The following is a 16,090-nucleotide window of genomic DNA, read 5'->3' on the forward strand; positions in this document are numbered from 1 at the left end:
ACCGGCGGGTACTCGAGTCCGTGCCGGCGGGCGAGGGCGGCGGCGGACGCCGTCGGGTAGGTGTCGGCGCTGAGAAAGCTCAGGGTCTCCTTCTCCGCACCGGTCACGCGGGACGGCAGCGCCCGCAGCACCGCCACGGGTATCCGCCGGCGTGGTGCGGGGACGCCGAGTTCGTCGGCGAGCAGGGCGACGAGTTCGGGCAGCGGAGGGGTGGCCTCGTCGAGGACCCAGTAGGCCTGCCCCACCGTCTCCGGATCGCGCGGCACCAGCGCCAGGAACCGGGCCAGATGGTCGACGGTGACGACGGGCAGCACGGTGCGCCGGGAGCCGGGCACGGCGCGCAGCTGCCCGCGGGCGAGTTGCACGACCAGCTCCGCGAGACCGAGGTACTGATCGGCCGCCCCGGTGCGGGAGTCGCCGATCACCGTCCCGGGATTGACGACCGTGAGGGGAACCCCGAGTTCGGCGGCGAGTGCACGCACCACCGCGTCGGCTTCGATCTTCGACGCCTCGTACGCGCCGAACCTGCGGTAGGTGCGCCGCCGGTGCCGCCGGGGCCACGGCGCCGGCACGGCCGGGTACGCCGCGACCCGGTAGCCGCTGACGTGCACGAGCCGGCGCGCGCCCGCCACCGCCGCGAATCGGGTGATCTTCGCCGCCAGAACGACGTTCACCTCCCGCGCCGCGTGCGCGGTCATCCCGAAGGCGAACGCGGCGGCCAGGTTGTAGACGTCACGCACGTCCGCCGGCGCGGGATCGAGGGCGAGCTCGGCGGCGTCCGGGTCGAACACGTGGACCGAGAGCCGGTCGAGCGGCACCCCGTCGGCGGCGAGCCGGTCGCGCAGGCGTGCCCCGGACTCCGCCGAACGCACCGCGGCGACGACGAGGACGTCCCCGTCGGGGCCGGTGAGCAGGTCCCGCAGCAGTCCGCGGCCGAGGAACCCCGTCGCCCCGAAGACCACCGCGGCGCTCATCGTCCGGCTCCGACGAGGTCGAGTGCGACCGCGCGGGCGTCCGCGAGGGGGGCCACGTCGTGCCGGGCACGGGCGACGGTGGTGGCGCCCTCGACGAGGCTGACGATCACCCCGGCGAGCCGGGCGGCATCGGGTACCCCGTCGCGGGCGAGCACGCGCTCGAGGATCACGCGCCACGATTCGTAGACGCGGGCGCAGCTCTGCTGCAGCACAGGGTTGTCGGCGGCGGCGTCGACGGCGACGGCGACCACGGCGCAGCCGGCCGCGAACCCGGACCCCTCGAGCCGGGCCGCGAGGTCGTCGAACACCGCGGCGACGATCTCGGCGGCGGTCCGCCCCTCGGCCAGCAGCTCCTCGAGCAGGCCGGTGAACTCCGCGCCCACCCGGTCCAGGGCCGCCACGACGAGTTCGTCCTTGCCGCCGGGGAAGTGGAAGTACACCGAGCCGCGCGGCGCCCCGGAGGCGTCGGTGATGCGGCCCAGCCCGGTGCCGTGGTAGCCGCGGGACTGGATCAGATCCAGCGTGGTGTCGATCATGCGCGCCTTCGTGCGCGCTCCCTTGGTGGTCACCCCTAAATAATAGACCGGTCTACATATTTCTGTCGATGCCGACGGACCTGGCGCGACAGCCCGCATGCGACGGAAGGCACACTGAACCCGTTCCACTCTCGTAAGACGAAAGGACCGTCCGGTGTCGGAGCCCGTCAGCATTCCCACCCACTGGTACAACATCGCGGGAGATCTGCCCGACGCTCCGCCGCCGCACCTGCATCCCGGCACGAGGGAGCCGGTCACGGCCGCCGATCTCGAACCGCTGTTCGCCGCGGGGCTGATCGAACAGGAGCTCTCCACCGAGACCGACATCGCGATCCCCGAGCCCGTCCGGGAGGCGTACGCGACCTACCGCACCACGCCGCTGCTGCGGGCCCGGTCCTTCGAGCGGGCGCTCGGCACCGCCGCCCGCATCTACGTCAAGTACGAGGGCGTGAGCCCGGTGGGCAGCCACAAGACGAATTCGGCTCTCGCGCAGGCGTACTACAACTCCGTCGACGGCGTGAAGAAGCTCACCACCGAGACCGGCGCCGGCCAGTGGGGCAGCGCCCTGTCGTTCGCATGCGCGAAGTTCGGCATCGACCTCGAGGTGTGGCAGGTGCGCGCCTCGTACGAGTCCAAGCCGTACCGCAGGCACCTCATCGAGGTGTACGGCGGCACCGTGCACTCGAGCCCGTCGGACCTCACCGCGTCCGGCCGCAAGGTCCTCGACGAGCAGCCGGACACCCCCGGCTCGCTGGGCATCGCCGTGTCCGAGGCCGTCGAGGTCGCCGCCGGCGATCCCGCCGCCCGGTATGCGCTCGGCAGCGTGCTCAACCACGTCGTGCTGCACCAGACCGTGATCGGCCTCGAGGCCGTCGAGCAACTGCGTGCCGCCGGCGAGGAGCAGGCCGACGTCGTGTTCGGGTGCGCCGGCGGCGGCTCCAACCTCGCGGGCCTGTCGTTCCCGTTCCTGCGCGAGGTGCTGCACGGCCGTGCCACCACCCGGGTGGTGGCGGCCGAGCCCGCCGCGTGCCCGTCCATCACGCGCGGCGAGTACCGCTACGACCACGGCGACATCGTGGGCCTGACCCCGCTGCTCAAGATGCACACCCTCGGTCAGGATTTCATTCCCGATCCCATCCACGCCGGTGGGCTGCGCTATCACGGCATGGCGCCACTGCTGAGTCACACCGTCGAACTGGGATACGTGCAGGGCACAGCCGTGGCGCAGACCGACGCCTTCGCGGCGGCGGTCGAGTTCGCCCGCACCGAGGGCATCGTGCCGGCCCCCGAGTCGGCCCACGCGATCGCGGCGGCCGCCGAGTACGCGCGGACCGTGACCGAACCCGAGGTGATCGTGATCGGGCTGTCGGGGCACGGGCAGCTCGACCTGCCGGCCTACGCCGCCTACCTGCACGGCGAGCTCGGATAGCAGCTCGGATAGCGCTGCCGGCGTGTCTTCCCCCTGTGATCGGGGGGAAGACACGCCGAAGAACGCTGTGATGCAACACACTGCCGGTCATCGGCGATACACCTGTGGAACCGCTTCATCGCGCGATGTCACCACCGGGAGGCCCTGATGCCCGACGCAGCCGACAACCTGGCCCTGCGCCTGCTCGACGCAGTGCACCGCACCCGAGGGATAGACCCTGGGATCGTCACCGATCGCTACCGGGCCTACCGGGCGGCGCAGGGCGCGGACGCCGGCCACGACGGGATCCGCGCGCTTCTGCGTACCTTCGAGGAGACCGGCGGCAGCGCCCAGTGGGCCGGCAAGGTCGGGCACTACCGTCGTCGCTACAGCCCCGAGGACGCGCCCATCGCCGCCGACACCGTCGAACTGGCCGCCGATGTCCTGCACCGGCACGGGGTCGACTCGGCGGACGACCTCGCCGGCACGGACGACACGACCCTCGCCGACGAGTGGCAGCGGGCCGGGGGCGACCCCGCCGTCTGGCAGCCGCTCCTCGACGCCCTGCGCCCGGCCCGGGCCCTGTCCGGCGTCGCCTGACCGACCCCCGCGGGCCGCGGCAAATCCGCCCGGCCACCCGTCGGCCGGGCGCATACTCGACGCATGCGTTATTCCGGCCGTCCGGAGGCCGGGCGGCGGCTGGCCCGCTCGGTTGCCCACCTGCGCGAGGCGAACCCCGTGATCCTGGCGCTCCCCCGCGGCGGGATCCCCGTCGCACGGGAGGTGGCACACGCGCTCGACGCCCCGCTCGACGTACTCGTCGTGCGCAAACTGGGGGTGCCGTGGCAACCGGAACTAGCGATGGGCGCCATCGCCGAGGGCGGCTTCCGCGTGCTCAACGAGGACGTCATCCGTATCGGCCGGGTGGCCGAGGACTCGATCGAACGGATCGAGGCCCGCGAACGCACCGAACTCGACCGTCGCGCCCGGCTGCTGCGCGGCGGCAAGGAGCGCACGTCGCTGTCGGGACGCACGGTCGTCCTCGTCGACGACGGCATGGCCACCGGCGCGACCGCCGCCGTCGCCTGCCTGGCCGCGCGGGAGTCCGGGGCCGAGCGGGTGGTGCTGGCGGTTCCCGTGGCCTCCCCGGAGGCGGCGCGACGCGTCCGAGCGGTGGCCGACGAGGTGGTGTGCCCGTTCACGCCTGCCGACCTGGGCAGCGTCGGGGCCGCGTACGACGACTTCCATCAGCTCTCCGACGACGAGGCCGCCCGCCTGCTCGAATCCGCCTGAGCACCTGCCGCGCCGACCGGTATCCGTGTCCAGAATTCACAGGTATATCTACAGGTCAGCGCGAAAAGGCTACAAATCGGGCACCCCCGCTGCTGCATTTTCCAGCCTCGTGTGATGCAATGCACATCCACAAGTGGAAAATTGATGGAGGGGTCACCGTGAAAGAGTTTGCCGTGCCACAGTCGTTCTCGATCCCCGAGGACGCATCGATGGCGGAGGCCGTCTTCCGGCACGAAAAGGAGTCGCCGACCTGGGTGCCGTTCGAGCGCCGGATCGACGGCCGGTGGGTCAGCGTCACCGCCGCCGAGTTCGCCGCCCAGGTCCGCGGGGTGGCCAAGGGCCTGATGGCGTCCGGGATCGAGCTCGGTGACCGGGTCGCGATCCTGTCGAGCACGCGCTACGAGTGGGTCCTGATCGACTACGCGATCTGGGCGGCCGGTGGCTGCACCGTCGCCATCTACGAGACCTCCTCGGCCGACCAGGCCCAGTGGATCCTCGAGGATTCGGGGACCTCGCTGCTCGTCGTCGAGAACGACGGCCACGCCCGAACGGTTGCGACGGTGGCCGAGGCCGCGCCGGCCCTGCGCGAGGTCCTGCAGATCGAGGGCGCACCGGGCGCCAAGAGCGCCGTCGACGAGCTGATCGCCCGGGGTGCGGCGATCACCGACGCACAGCTCGAGGAGCGGCGCCACCAGGTGCGGGCCGAGTCCCCCGCCACACTGATCTACACATCGGGCACCACCGGCCGCCCCAAGGGCGTGCAGCTGACCCACAGCAACCTGTGGGCCGAGGCCGCCGCCGTCAAGCTCGCCCTCCCGAACTCCATGGTGAGCGGCAAGCGGACCCTGCTGTTCCTGCCCCTCGCCCACGTGTTCGCCCGCGAGATCTCGTTCGGCGCCTTCGAGCACGGCGTGACCGTCGCGCACACCTCCGACCTGACCACGCTGCTCGACCAGCTCGGCGAGTTCAAGCCGAACTTCATCCTGTCGGTCCCGCGCGTGTTCGAGAAGGTCTACAACTCGGCCAAGCAGAAGGCGTACGACGGCGGCAAGGGCAAGATCTTCGAGAAGGCCTCCGACACCGCCATCGCGTACAGCGAGGCGCTGGACAAGGGCGGGGCCGGCCTCGGCCTGAAGATCAAGCACTTCGTCTTCGACAAGCTGGTGTACAGCAAGCTGCGCGCGGCCCTCGGCGGCGAGTGCGAGCAGGCGGTCTCCGGCGGCGCCGCCCTCGGCGCGCGCCTGGGCCACTTCTTCCGCGGCGTCGGCATTCCCATCTACGAGGGCTACGGCCTGACCGAGACCACGGGTGGCGTCACCCTCAACACCCCCGAGCACCAGCGGGTGGGCAGCGTCGGCCGGCCGGTCAACGGGCACGCCGCACGCATCGCCGAGGACGGCGAGCTGCTGCTCAAGGGCCCCGCGGTGTTCGGCGGCTACTGGAAGAACGAGAAGGCCACCGCCGAAGCGATCGTCGACGGCTGGTTCCACACCGGTGACATCGGCAGGATCGACGAGGACGGGTTCGTCCACATCACCGGCCGCAAGAAGGAGCTCATCGTCACCGCCGGCGGCAAGAACGTCGCCCCGGCCGTGCTCGAGGACGCGCTCCGGGCACACCCGCTGATCAGCCAGGTCATCGTCGTCGGCGACGCGAAGCCGTTCATCGGCGCGCTGATCACCCTCGATCCCGAGGCCCTGCCCGGCTGGAAGGAACGCCACGGCATCGCCGCCGACGCTCCGGTCTCCGAGCTGCTCGGGCATCCCGACCTGATCGCGGAGATCGACGCCGCGGTCGCCGAGGGCAACAAGAAGGTCTCCAACCCCGAGCAGATCAAGAAGTACCGGATCCTCGAGGTGGACTTCACCATCGAGACCGGCGAGCTGACCCCGACGCTCAAGCTCAAGCGCAACGTCATCCACGAGGCGCACGGCACGGCGATCGAGGCCATCTACTCGTAGGGCCATCTACTCGTAGGGCCATCTACTCGTAGGGCCATCTACTCGTAGGGCCATCTACTCGTAGGGCCATCTACTCGTAGGGCCATCTACTCGTAGGGCCATCTACTCGTAGGGCCATCTACTCGTAGGGCCATCTACTCGTAGGGCCATCTACTCGTAGGGCCATCTACTCGTAGGGCCATCTACTCGTAGGGCCATCTACTCGTAGGGCCATCTACTCGTAGGGCCATCTACTCGTAGGGCCATCTACTCGTAGGGCCATCTACTCGTAGGGCCATCTACTCGTAGGGCCATCTACTCGTAGGGCCATCTACTCGTAGGGCCATCTACTCGTAGGGCCATCTACTCGTAGGGCCATCTACTCGTAGGGCCATCTACTCGTAGGGCCATCTACTCGTAGGGCCATCTACTCGTAGGGCCATGCCCCGGCTGAGCGAATGCATCCTCCACCTCCGCGGCGAGGGATGCATTCGCTCACTCGCGTCGGTGGGCCGGCACGTCGGTCACGGCCAGGACGAACTCGGCGACGTCGCGGGTCACCGTGCGGTGCACCGGCTCGTGCAGCAGGTCGTGGCCTGCGTCCGGGTACTCGCGCAGCTCCAACGCCGGGATCGTCCGGGACCAGGCCCGGACGGGCTCGATCGGGGCCAGCCGGTCGTCGACGCCGTGCACCGCGAGCAGCGGTATGCGCGCCTGCGCGAGGATCTCGGCCGTCGCGGGCACGGCCGCCGATCGAGGCGTCCCGCACAGCACGGCGCCGCGGAATCGGCCGGCGTCGGTGCGCAGCACCGTGAGGGCGGTTCCCGCGCCGAGCGAGTGCCCCATCACCACCAACGGCATCCCCGGCTCCGCGCGCTCGGCCAGCTCGGCGACGCACAGCAGGTCGGCCGCCAGGTCGTCGACGGCGCCCGGTTCACCGGGGTTGCCCTCGGACAGGCCGTGCCCGGCGAGATCGAGGCCCCACACCGCGATGCCGTGCGGCGCCAGACCCGCGGCGAAGCGATGGTAGTGACCGGTGTGCTGACGCATCCCGTGGGCGAAGACGACGGCGGCCGTCGCGCCGTCGACGGACCAGTGCCGGTAGTGGACGCGGCCGGTGCTGCCGTCGAAAAAGGGCATGCGGCCATTGTGCGCCGGTGCACAATCGCGGGATGACACCGACCACCGCCGTCGAGCGCAGCCGAGCCGAGGGGCGCGCCGCCCGCACCCGCATGCCCCGCAGTGCGCACGGCGAAATTCGTTGTCCCGAAAGGGATCCGGTCGCGATCTTCGAACAGCAGAACCGCACCCGACTGCCGGAACTGGTGCCGATCCGGTACGAACGGATGTCGGAGTCGCCGTTCGCCTACTACCGCGGCAGCGCCGCCGCGATGGCGGGGGACCTGTCCACCGAGCCGGTGACGGGGCCCCACGTGATGGCGTCGGGCGATGCACATCTGGCGAATTTCGGCCTGTACGCCTCGCCGGAGCGCCGAGTCCTGTTCGACCTCAACGACTTCGACGAAGCGTATCCGGCGCCGTGGGATTGGGACGTCAAACGGCTGGCCGCGTCGGTGTGGTTGGCCGGCCGTCAGACCGGGCGCACCGAGCAGCAGTGCCGGGACGCGACCCTCACGACGGTGCGCTCGTACCGCGAGACGATCCGCTTCCTGTCCGACCTGACGGCCACCGAGCGGTTCTACTTCCAGGTCGACGCGGACGAGATCGAGCAGGCGTCGCGGAATCCGGAGGCGATACGCGCCGTCGTGCAGAAGGCACGGGGCCGCACCTCCGAACAGGTCCTGAGGAAGCTGACGGTTACCACGGCCGACGGCGCACCGCGCATCGTCGACCAACCCCCGATCGTCCGGCACCTCGACATCGGGTCGCTCGAAGCCATCGAGGGGATCGTCGCGTCCTACCGGGCGACGGTGCGGGCGGACGTCCTGCTGCTGCTCTCCCAGTACCGCGTCGTGGATTTCGCGATGCGGATCGTGGGAGTGGGCAGTGTGGGCACCCGGTGCTTCGTCGTCCTGCTGCTCGGGCCGGCCGACGAGCCGCTGTTCCTCCAGGTCAAGGAGGCCGGACAGTCGGTGCTGGAGACGCACGGCGGGATCCGCGAGACTCCCCACCGCGTCGCGTCCGAACTCATCACGCACGGCCAGGGCGCCCGGGTCGTGGGTGCGCAGCGAATCCTGCAGGCCCACTCGGATCCGCTCCTCGGCTGGATCACCGGCGTGCCCGGTCCGGACGGCGTGCGACGGGACTTCTACGTCCGGCAGTTCCGTGACATGAAGGGATCGGTGCAGTGGGATCGGTTGAGTGCCGCACAGTTGGAGCGGTACGGCCGGTTGTGCGGGGCGCTGCTCGCCCGTGCCCACAGCCAGAGCCCGGTCGGCGCGTTCGTCGCCGGGTACCTCGGCCGCGGGACGGTCTTCGACGAGGCGGTCGCGCGGTGGTCGGCCGCCTACGCCGATCGCACGGAGCAGGACTGGCGGGCGCTGTGCGACAAGGGGCCGTAGGTCACCAGCAGCGCCCCTCGCCGCGGTAGGTGGGGACGGTGGTGCGGGTGCCGTCGGCGTCGACGAGGTGCAGTTCCGCGAACCGCTCGCACAGCTCCCCCGCCTTGGCGTGCCGCAACCATACGCGCCCGCCGACGGGCAGATCCGCCGCGGCACGGCCGGTGACGGGGGTCTGCACCTCACCGGCTCCCTCGGCGCGCAGCAGCCGCAGGCCGGCGGGACGGACCGGACGCGGCACCCGCGAGGGACCCGCCGGGCCGGAGGCGATGTAGCCGCCCCCGAAGAGGGTGGCGACGGTGGGGCCGGGCCTGCGCACCGTGGGCAGTGCGAAATACAGCGCAGGGCGCGGGGTGAAGGCCCGGTAGCGATCGAACAGCGTGGGCACGTACAGACCGGAGCCGGCGGTGACCTCGGTGACGACCGGGTCGGCGGAGCTGACCTCGAGCGAGCCGGTGCCGCCGCTGTTGACGATCTCGAGGTCGCCGACGACAGCACGGACGGCCCCGGCGACGGCGCCGCGCCGGGTGGACAGCTCGGCGGCCGAGCGGCGTTTGACCCACCGGACCGCCGGCGAGGTGTCGGGCAGACCGGCGATCTGCGCCTCGTAGAACATCACGCCGACGACGGCGAAACCGGCGGTCGTCGCGCAGCGCGCAAGCTGCGCCACCTCGTCGGGGGTGCGCAGCGGCGAGCGCCGCACACCGAGATGCACCGGCCCGAGCCGCAGTGACGCGTCCACGTCGAGGCACACGCGGGGACGCACGCGGGCGGTGCCGAGGGCGTCGCGCACGATGCCGAGCTGGGCGGCGGAGTCGACCATGAGGGTGACGGCGTCGAGCGCCTGCGGCCGGCCGGCCAGTTCGGCGAGCGCGGCTCGGTCGACGGTCGGATAGCCGAGAAGCACGTCGCGGGCGCCGCGCTCGACCAGCCAGAGCGCTTCGCGCAGCGAGTACGCCATGATCCCACGGAATCCGGCCCTGGCGGTGAGGCCGGTGCCGAGCACCTCCTCGAGGACGGCGCGGCACCGGACGGACTTGCTCGCCACTCGCACGGGGGTACCCCCGGCGCGGCGGACGAGGTCGGCGGCGTTGCTCCGGAGCGTGGGGAGATCGACGGCCGCGAGCGGGGGGTCCAGGTCGGCCGTCGCGTCGTGGAGCCGGTCGAGGGGGTGGGTCACGGCGGGGTCCAATCCACGGCAGGTCGGGGGTCGCGGCCAGTCAAGCACCGAGTTGGACCTGTGTCCAGGTTCAGGTCGTTTCCACGGCCCGTCCGGCGACGATCGCGGCGATGTCGTCGAGTTCGGTGACGATGGCGTCGCCGTCCCGATCGACCAGCCATCGCAGGACCAGTCCGTCGAGCATGGCCAGCGCGAGCCGGGCGACGGTCGAGACGGGCTCGATCCACTCGGTGCCGGTGCGGGCGGCGCACTCCTCGAGGAACGTCCGTGCCTCGACGTCCATGATGCGGTACTGATCGGTGGCGATGTTGCCGCCGAGGGGCTCGCCGGCATCGCGGTGACGCAGCGAGTACGCCGTGATCTCGTAGGTGAGCAGCTGCCGGTCGGGCGTCTTCTCGATCGTCGGCCACATCGCGTTGATCCCCACGTAGAGCAGCTGCCGCAAGCCGCGCAGGCCCTGCGGGTCGGGTCCGTCCTGCGGGAGGGTGAAGGCGGTGCGCAGCGCCTGGCTGAGCTGGAGCACCAGCGCCTCCCCCATCGCGGCGACGAGGGCCTCCTTGCTCTCGAAGCAGTAGTGCACCACCCCGAGGGAGACGCCGGCGTGCTCGGCGACCGCCCGCACGGTGACGGCCCCGAGACCCCCGCCCTCTGCCAGCGCGAGAGCGGATTCGACGAGTTGGGCTCGACGTTGGTCCGCCGGCAACCGGTTCAGCATGCCTCCGATCGTAGAACCCGGCCCGGATCCGTCGGCACCTATTGACCTGGACGGTCGTCCAAGTCGATGATTGGCGCATGGCCACCGACCGCCCCGTCGCCACCTGGCACAACTGGGCCCACACCGAATCCGCGACGCCGCACGCGTACGAGACCCCGGAAACCCTGGAGGAGATCGTCGCCGTCGTCGCACACGCATCCGGACGCGGGCTGCGCGTCAAGGCGGTCGGGGCCGGCCACTCCTTCACCGGCGTCGCCGTCACCGACGGCGTGCTCGTCTCCCTCGACCGGTTCACCGGCATCGAGGAGGTCCGTCCCACCCCTGCGGGTGCGTTCGTCACGGTGCGGGCCGGCACCCGGCTGCGGGATCTCAACCGGCTCCTGTGGGAGCACGGTCTGGCGGTGCCGAACCTCGGGGACATCGACGTGCAGTCGCTCGCCGGCGCGATGTCCACCGGCACCCACGGCACCGGCGCCCGGTTCGGGGGCCTGGCCACCGTCGCGCGCGCGGCCACCCTCGTCCTTGCGGACGGCTCGGTCGTGCGCTGCTCCCCCGAGGCCGAGCCGGAACTCTTCGAGGCCGCCCGGCTCGGCCTCGGCGCCGTCGGCATCCTCGCCACGATCACCCTGGAGTGTGTGCCCGCGTTCGCACTGCATGCGGCGGAAGCACCCGGGACGCTCGACGACACCCTGGCCGTGCTCGAGCGCGACCGGCTCGGCGTCGACCACTTCGAGTTCTACTGGTTTCCGCACACCGACCGGGTACTCACCAAGCGCAACACCCGGCTGCCCGACGACGCACCGGGCGCCCCGGTGGGACGGCTGCGCGGCTTCCTCGACGACGAGGTGCTCGCCAACGGCATGTTCGAGGTCGTCCAGCGCCTCGCAACCCGCGCGCCGGCCCTCGTCCCCAAGCTCAACGGGTTCGCCGCGCGGACCCTGTCCCCCCGGGAGTTCGTCGATCGCAGCTACCGCGTCTTCGCCTCCCCGCGCCGGGTCCGGTTCCGGGAGATGGAGTACGCCGTCCCCGTCGAATCCGCGACCGAGGTGCTCACCGAGATCGATACGTGGCTCTCCCGCAGCGACTTCCACGTCGCATTTCCGGTGGAGGTACGCTTCGCCGCCGCCGACGACGTGTGGCTGTCGACGGCCCACGGCCGCGACAGTGCCTATCTCGCGGTGCACCAGTACCACCGTCGCGAACACCGGCCGTACTTCGATGCGGTCGAGGCGATCGCCCGCGCCGTGGACGGCCGGCCGCACTGGGGCAAGATGCACGGCCGCACCGCGGCCGACCTGCGCGCGACGTATCCGCGATTCGACGACTTCCTCGCCGTCCGCGACCGCGTCGACCCGCAGCGCACGTTCGCCAACCCGTACCTGGACCGCGTGCTCGGCCCGTAGCTCGCGCCCGGACCGCACGTCCTATCCGAACGATGCCGTGATCGAATTGCGCGCCAACGTCTCCCGCTGCTCGTCGGTGAGCCCGAGCCGGTCGCGCAGCGCCGCGAACGTGTCGTCGACGTACCCGCCGAAGTACGCCGGATCGTCGGAGTTCACGGTCACCAGCAGACCCGCCTCGAGCATGCGCGGCAGCGGATGCTGCTCGATCGAATCCACCACGCGCAGGCGGACATTCGACAAAGGACAGACGGTGAGCGGAATCTGCTCGTCGACGAGGCGCGCGACGAGAAGCGGGTCCTCGAGGGAGCGGATTCCGTGGTCGATGCGTTCGGCCCCGAGCAGATCCAGTGCCTGCCAGACGTATTCGGGCGGCCCCTCCTCCCCCGCATGGGCGACCGCGTGCAGGCCCTCGGCGCGGGCGCGGGCGAAGACGTCCTCGAACAGCGACGGCGGATAACCCACCTCCGCGGAGTCCAGGCCCAGCCCGCTGATCGGAGCCGACAGGCGCAGCAGTTCCCCGAACACCTCCTCGGCCTCGTGCACGGGCCGGTCCCGCACGACGGACGCGATCATCGCCGCGTCGACGCCGAACTCCCGCCGGCCCGCCGCGACGGCGGCGGCGAGGCCCTCGACCACCTCGGCCAGCGGCACGCCGCGGCTCGTGTGCGCCTGCGGGTCGAAGAAGAACTCGGCCCGCGTCACCCCGGCCTGCGCCGCCCGGCGCAGGTACGCCGTCGCGAGATCGGTGAAGTCCTCGGCGGTCCTCAGCACCTGCATGTTCGCGTAGTACAGGTCGAGGAACGACTGCAGGTCGGTGAACTCGTACCGGCCGCGCAGCTCGTCGAGGTCGGCATACGGGAGCGAGACGCGGTTGCGCTCGGCGAGAGCGAAGATCAGCTCCGGTTCGAGGGTGCCCTCGATGTGGACGTGCAGTTCGGCGAGCACGATCGATCTCCTTCGTCGGCGCGGGTCGTCAGCGGCCCTTCCAGACCGGCGGACGCTTCTGCGCGAACGCCGTCGCACCCTCGCGGGCGTCCTCGGACACGAACACCGGGCCGACGATCTCGCGCTGGCGGTCGAAGGCCTCGTCCGCCGGCCAGTCGGCGGCCTTGGCGATGACCTCCTTGGTGGCCGCCACGGCGAGCGGGCCGTTGGCCGTGATCCGTTCGGCGAGAGCCAGGGCGCCCGCCAGCGCACCGCCCGGCTCGGTGAGAACGTTGACGAAACCGTAGCCGTGGGCCTCCTCGGCGGTGAACGCGTCGCCGGTGAGCGCCAGTTCCATCGCCTTCTGATACGGAATCCGGGTGGGCAGGCGCAGCAGGCCACCACCCGCGGCGACGAGTCCGCGCTTGACCTCCGGGATGCCGAACTTCGCGTCCGTGGCGGCGACCACGAGGTCGGTGGCGAGGACGAGTTCGGTGCCGCCGGCGAGCGCGAAGCCCTCGACGGCGGCGATGATCGGCTTGCGCGGCGGCGCCTCGGTGAAGCCGAGACCCTTGCCCGGCACCGCGATGTTCTCCCCGGCGACGAACGCCTTGAGATCCATACCGGCGCAGAAGGTGCCGCCGGCACCGGTGAGCACGCCCACGGACAGGTCGGGGTCGGCGTCGAGTTCGTCGACGGCGGCCGCGAGGCCGTGGCTGACGGCCGCGTCGACGGCGTTGCGGGCCTCGGGACGGTTGATGGTGATCACCAGAATTCGACCGCGACGCTCGAGCAGGACCTCGTCGGACATGCGCACACCTTTCACGGGGTTCGGTTGCCGATCGCGCGTGCCGCGGTCCGTTCGCTTGTACCGCACTCGAACCCGACGGCAGCGGACCGCCGTGTCACGACACGCGGACGGCGACGGGCGTGACGAAACCGTCCGCGTCGATGTGCACCTGGTCGCCGGTGCGGAACCAGCCGTCGTCGAAGGTCTCGGCGGTCGCCTCCGGGTCGTTCCAGTAGCGGCGAGCGACACTGGGGCCGCGGCACAGCAGTTCGCCTTCACCTCGATCGGCCGCCGGACCGAGGAGGGCGACCTCCATCCCGCCGAACGGAACCCCCACGCTGCGCGGGTGTGCGGCCCGCTGATCGGTGGGCAGCAGCAATCCGATGCCGCCGGTCTCGGCCACCCCCCAGCCGCGCACGCATCTCGCCGCGGGGAACGACGCACGCAGGTGCCGCCACGGCACGCGCACCCCCCGCGCCCCGGCGGCGACGACGGTGCCGCCGGCCGCCAGGGTCGGCAGCAGTTGCACGGCGCTGCCCGCCGCCGTGGACAGCGGTGCGGTGAGCACCGTGCGCGCGCCCTCCGCGGTCAGGTCCATGGCGTGCACCACGGCCTCGATCGTGGAGAGGATGTTCTCGTTGGTGAGCTCGACCCCGTGCAGTCCCCCGCCGCGTTTGCGCACGTAGTACAACACCGCGAGCTCGTCCGGCGCGGCGCCCTCGTCCAGGAACGCCACCCCGTCGGGCAGCTCTCCGTCGAGGGTCAGGACGGCGCCGCTGTCCTCGGCGATCCACTCGAGTTCCGGTTCGCTGCACGTCGGATCCGGCAGCACCGGCACGCCACCGGCGAGGACCACCCCGAGGAACGCGTACAGCCAGCGGAATCCGTTCGGGCAGTGGACGACGACGCGGTCGGCCGGGCCCACGCCCTGATCGAGCAGGCCGCCGGCCACCCGGGCCGCCGACGACCACATCTGCCCGTAGGTGAGGGCGTTGCCGGCCCGGTCCACGGCGGCGACGCGGGCGGAATGCCGCAGCGCGCTGCGGTCGAGCAGCTCGGCCAGGCACGGCTCGAGGTCCTCGTACCGCAGGACACCGTCCAAGCGGCGACTGACGCGTTCGTCACGGAACCACCCGGCTGCACACGAAACCCGGACCAGCGCCACCGACATCGTCACCTCCGCCTCGTCGTGTGCCTGCACTATATGGCGCGGGTCACAGCTGGGGGCTGGATCGGCTCACCTTCCCGTGTACGACGCCTTCCCCGGCCCGACGGAGAGGAAGCTCCGCACCGCACCTTTCAGGTCGTCGGTGCCGAACAGCGCACCGGAGACCTCCGGGGTCTCCGAGTCGGCGTGGGCGACGCCACCGGACCGCCACGCGCCGATGATGCGCTTGGTGGCGTCGTGGGCGCGGGTGGGACCGTCGGCGAGCCGGTCCGTGAGGGCGCGCGCCGCGGCGTCGACGTCGTCGTGCACCGCGTTGACCACTCCCCACGACCGCAGCGTCTCGGCGTCGTAGAGATCGCCGGTCATCACCAGCTCGCGCGCACGGCCGGAGCCGGCGCGCTCCGCCAGCCGCTGCGGCCCGCCCATCGACGGAGTCAGACCGACGACGGTCTCCACCAGCCCGAACTTCGCGCCCGGCGCCGCGAGGACGATGTCGCAGGCGAGCGAGATCTCGAATGCCGCGGTGAGGGTGAGCCCGTGCGCGGCGAACACGACGGGGCACGGCAGGGCCTCGAGCGGATGGATGATCCGAGCGAACAGGTCCTGCCACAGCTGGGCGCCCTGGCCGGCGTCGAGGCCCTCGAACAGGTGGACGTCCACACCGCCGGAGACGACCTTGCCCTCCGCGCGGATCAGGACCGCGCGCGGCGGTGCCGCCCCGAGCGCGGCGACGTCGGCGATCACGGCGTCGAACAGGGCTCGGTCGAACAGGTTCAGCGTGCCGTGCGCGACGGTCAGCACGGCGACCTCGGCACCGGCCGCGGTGGTGTGGCGCTCGAGGCGGGTGGGGTGGGTGGTCTGCGTCATGCGCGCCACACTAGGCGAGTGTGCTGCGCTCCTCGAGGGACAGGCTCGGCACCGGCTCGGCCCGGCCGGGCCGACCGAAGAACAGCGCCGCGGCGAAGCCGACGAGCAGGACCGCGGCGGGCAGCAGCGTCGACTCGGCCATGGCGGCGGCGAAGGGCGCGCGCACCGGCTCCGGCAGGGCCGTCGTCCCGCCCTCGGCCGCGTCGGCCGTCCCGCCGCCGGTGAGCCCGTGCACGGCGAGGCGCGAGGTGATGAGCGCCCCCACGGCGGCGCTGCCCAGGACGGCACCGACCTGACGGGTGGTGTTGTAGACACCCGACCCGGCCCCCGCCTGATGGGGCGGCAGGCCGTGCGTCGCGGTGGCGGCGAGGGG

General features: G+C 71.7%; 15 protein-coding genes and 1 pseudogene. 6 read left to right on the top strand and 10 right to left on the bottom strand.

Features of this window, described 5'->3' with window-relative positions; genetic code table 11:
• Both OEY_RS0102600 and OEY_RS0102605 read right to left on the bottom strand, forming a co-directional pair.
• A partial coding sequence (locus OEY_RS0102600) for an SDR family oxidoreductase (RefSeq protein WP_010592391.1) occupies positions 1-974 on the bottom strand: 974 nt, incomplete at its 3' end.
• Complete coding sequence (locus tag OEY_RS0102605) at positions 971-1,543, bottom strand: TetR/AcrR family transcriptional regulator (protein ID WP_029539871.1); 573 nt, start codon at positions 1,541-1,543, stop codon at positions 971-973. The genes OEY_RS0102600 and OEY_RS0102605, both read right to left, overlap by 4 nt.
• Before the next feature lie 121 nt (positions 1,544-1,664).
• On the opposite strand from OEY_RS0102605, the gene OEY_RS0102610 reads away from it, so the two are divergent.
• The 4 genes from OEY_RS0102610 to OEY_RS0102625 all read left to right on the top strand — a co-directional run bounded on the left by OEY_RS0102610 (position 1,665) and on the right by OEY_RS0102625 (position 6,172).
• A complete protein-coding gene (locus OEY_RS0102610; protein WP_010592393.1) occupies positions 1,665-2,939 on the top strand; it encodes a TrpB-like pyridoxal phosphate-dependent enzyme in 1,275 nt (424 codons plus the stop codon).
• Between the two features lie 147 nt (positions 2,940-3,086).
• On the top strand, positions 3,087-3,518 hold the full coding sequence (locus OEY_RS0102615) for a hypothetical protein (RefSeq protein ID WP_010592394.1): 432 nt from the start codon (positions 3,087-3,089) through the stop codon (positions 3,516-3,518).
• A gap of 63 nt (positions 3,519-3,581) precedes the next feature.
• On the top strand, positions 3,582-4,211 hold the full coding sequence (locus tag OEY_RS0102620; protein WP_010592395.1) for a phosphoribosyltransferase: 630 nt from the start codon (positions 3,582-3,584) through the stop codon (positions 4,209-4,211).
• Positions 4,212-4,369: 158 nt separating this feature from the next.
• On the top strand, positions 4,370-6,172 hold the full coding sequence (locus tag OEY_RS0102625) for an AMP-dependent synthetase/ligase (protein ID WP_010592396.1): 1,803 nt from the start codon (positions 4,370-4,372) through the stop codon (positions 6,170-6,172).
• Positions 6,173-6,646: 474 nt separating this feature from the next.
• Here OEY_RS0102625 and OEY_RS0102630 read toward each other — a convergent pair whose 3' ends face one another.
• Positions 6,647-7,291: an alpha/beta hydrolase gene (locus tag OEY_RS0102630; protein WP_010592397.1), complete on the bottom strand. Its 645-nt coding sequence runs from the start codon at positions 7,289-7,291 to the stop codon at positions 6,647-6,649.
• A 32-nt stretch (positions 7,292-7,323) separates the two neighbouring features.
• Between OEY_RS0102630 and OEY_RS0102635 the strand changes: the two genes are divergently transcribed.
• A complete protein-coding gene (locus tag OEY_RS0102635) occupies positions 7,324-8,673 on the top strand; it encodes a DUF2252 domain-containing protein (RefSeq protein WP_010592398.1) in 1,350 nt (449 codons plus the stop codon).
• A 1-nt stretch (position 8,674) separates the two neighbouring features.
• On the opposite strand, the gene OEY_RS0102640 is transcribed toward OEY_RS0102635, so the two are convergent.
• On the bottom strand, positions 8,675-9,850 hold the full coding sequence (locus OEY_RS0102640) for an amino acid deaminase/aldolase (RefSeq protein WP_010592399.1): 1,176 nt from the start codon (positions 9,848-9,850) through the stop codon (positions 8,675-8,677).
• A 70-nt stretch (positions 9,851-9,920) separates the two neighbouring features.
• Complete coding sequence (locus tag OEY_RS0102645; RefSeq protein WP_010592400.1) at positions 9,921-10,565, bottom strand: TetR/AcrR family transcriptional regulator; 645 nt, start codon at positions 10,563-10,565, stop codon at positions 9,921-9,923.
• 77 nt (positions 10,566-10,642) lie between these two features.
• Here OEY_RS0102645 and OEY_RS0102650 point away from each other — a divergent pair, with 77 nt between their 5' ends.
• Entirely contained in the window at positions 10,643-11,968 is a 1,326-nt protein-coding gene (locus OEY_RS0102650) for a D-arabinono-1,4-lactone oxidase (protein WP_010592401.1), read from the top strand.
• Between the two features lie 21 nt (positions 11,969-11,989).
• Here OEY_RS0102650 and OEY_RS0102655 read toward each other — a convergent pair whose 3' ends face one another.
• The 5 genes and pseudogenes from OEY_RS0102655 to OEY_RS0102675 form a co-directional block, all read right to left on the bottom strand.
• Complete coding sequence (locus OEY_RS0102655) at positions 11,990-12,913, bottom strand: adenosine deaminase (protein WP_010592402.1); 924 nt, start codon at positions 12,911-12,913, stop codon at positions 11,990-11,992.
• Positions 12,914-12,941: 28 nt separating this feature from the next.
• The gene (locus OEY_RS0102660) at positions 12,942-13,703 is read right to left on the bottom strand and encodes a crotonase/enoyl-CoA hydratase family protein (RefSeq protein ID WP_010592403.1); all 762 of its coding nucleotides are present in this window, start codon (positions 13,701-13,703) and stop codon (positions 12,942-12,944) included.
• A 94-nt stretch (positions 13,704-13,797) separates the two neighbouring features.
• Entirely contained in the window at positions 13,798-14,853 is a 1,056-nt protein-coding gene (locus OEY_RS0102665; RefSeq protein ID WP_029539872.1) for a class I adenylate-forming enzyme family protein, read from the bottom strand.
• A gap of 66 nt (positions 14,854-14,919) precedes the next feature.
• The gene (locus tag OEY_RS0102670; RefSeq protein WP_017681736.1) at positions 14,920-15,717 is read right to left on the bottom strand and encodes an enoyl-CoA hydratase/isomerase family protein; all 798 of its coding nucleotides are present in this window, start codon (positions 15,715-15,717) and stop codon (positions 14,920-14,922) included.
• A gap of 10 nt (positions 15,718-15,727) precedes the next feature.
• Positions 15,728-16,090, bottom strand: a pseudogene (locus tag OEY_RS0102675) (MFS transporter); the annotation flags it as partial.

This window comes from Rhodococcus sp. P14 (assembly GCF_000256505.1).
GTDB lineage: Bacteria > Actinomycetota > Actinomycetes > Mycobacteriales > Mycobacteriaceae > Rhodococcus > Rhodococcus ruber.